We start from the raw sequence: 1,841 nt of genomic DNA, 5'->3' as shown, positions 1-1,841 counted from the left end.
AACAAAAAAATAATCGTTACAATATAGAACATGCCAATAGCCAAAACTACACAGCCATGAAAAATCATTATTTACCTGAATTATTCATAGAAATACCAAAATAATCTACAAACGTTAATCTACCATGGAATTAACCTAAGTTGTTCATGCATCAAATAAATGCAAAAAGAATCCATTTCTGATAAGGTTAAAGCAACTACGAAATAACCATCAGAAAGGATTCTTATAATGGCTACTTTACCGCAAATAACGCTAGATTTCAATCGTCAAATTAAATTGTCAAATGATGGAGGTTCTCTTTCCTCTGATACAGGGGAACTCATCTTTAGAGAGTTCGATGAGAAAATAGGTTTTTCAAAAACAATCGCTCGATTTCTTCATTTAAAAGACGAACGACATTACTTTATCCATTCGAATGAAGATTTACTCCGCCAAAAGATTTATCAAATCATAGCCGGGTATTTCGAAGATGACGCAGCCGATCAATTGACAAATGACCCGGTTTTTACAAAAGTCGTGGGGAAAGATGCATTAGCTTCCCAGCCTAGTTTATCTCGCTTTTTTTCACGATTTGATGCTGAATCGATCGCTCAATTAAATCAAGCCAATCAGGAACTTTTAGACAAAGTACATCAATTCAGAGAGCCAAAGGCTCTTATCATAGACTTGGATTCAACACACGCTGACACGTACGGAAAGCAAGAATCCGCAGCTTACAATTCACATTATGGTACAGTCGGTTTCCATCCATTAGTTGCTTTCGACGGTATAATGGGTGATTTCCTTAAAGCCCGGCTGAGACCGGGAAATGTGTATACTTCGAATGGGGTTGTGGACTTTGTGAAACCTCTTATTGAACATTATAACGAGAAATTTCCCGAAACCCTCCCATTCTTACGGGGAGACAGTGGTTTTGCTGTCCCAGCTTTGTATGAACTATGTGAAGAACAATCGGTCTATTACGTGATTCGTTTAAAGTCAAATGCCAATTTGCAACGTCTCGCCGATGAGCTGCATCCTGCCTCTACACCGACTGATACAACGAAATTAGAATGTTATTACGAGGAAAGCGAGTATCAAGCAAAGTCATGGTCCAAGCCGAGAAAAGTGATCATTCAGTCTGTCCGTCCTGCTGGAGAATTATTTTTCACGCATTCATTTTTTGTAACGAACATTGCTGCATTCTCCCCGCAGGATATTGTTAAAGCGTACAAAAAACGTGGAACAATGGAAAACTATATCAAAGAAGCCAAGAATGGCTTCGGCCTCGATAAAATGAGCAGTCATGCTTTCCAAATGAATGAAGCGAAGATGATGTTGAGCCTGTTAGCTTATAATCTAACGAATTGGCTGCGAACCCTTTGCTTTCCAGAGGGGCAACAGACGATGCAAATTGAAACGATTCGGACAAGAATCATAAAAGTGGCCAGTAAATTAGTAAAATCAGGACGATCCTTTTACTTTAAATTGTCCTCTAGTTTTGTGTACCAGGAATTCTTTTGGGCGGTACTTCGGAAAATTCAATACCTACAACTTGAATAAGCCAGCAATACTGTTATTAACTTCAAAAAAATTTAATTGGCAGACCAAGGGATTAGTCTGCCCAAAAACGGTAATTTATTGGAACTGAAAGGCCAGACTTTATCAAATTGAAAAAAACAGCTTTAAATCTTTGGCAACGAAGAAACAAATGAAGGTTTTCTGCTTCAATTTACAACATCGCCCGCAGGTATGAATAATTCAGGATTTATTAGTTCAAATAACAGATATTATTAGACAGCTGTTTGAAAAAGGTTCGTCAATCTTAAAAGCACTCAAAAAAACGGCAAAAGAAAAATCAT

General features: G+C 37.7%; 1 protein-coding gene. It reads left to right on the top strand.

Annotation, left to right across the window (positions count from 1 at the left end; all coding sequences use genetic code 11):
- Positions 1–228 precede the first annotated feature (228 nt).
- Positions 229–1,542, top strand: a complete 1,314-nt coding sequence (locus tag P9687_RS17090; RefSeq protein ID WP_168986133.1) for an IS1380 family transposase — start codon at positions 229–231, stop codon at positions 1,540–1,542.
- Positions 1,543–1,841 lie beyond the last annotated feature (299 nt).

It is taken from the genome of Weizmannia sp. CD-2023, from assembly GCF_036225245.1.
GTDB classification, from domain to species: domain Bacteria; phylum Bacillota; class Bacilli; order Bacillales; family Bacillaceae_C; genus Weizmannia; species Weizmannia faecalis.
This window is presented reverse-complemented; position numbering and strand designations above follow the sequence as displayed.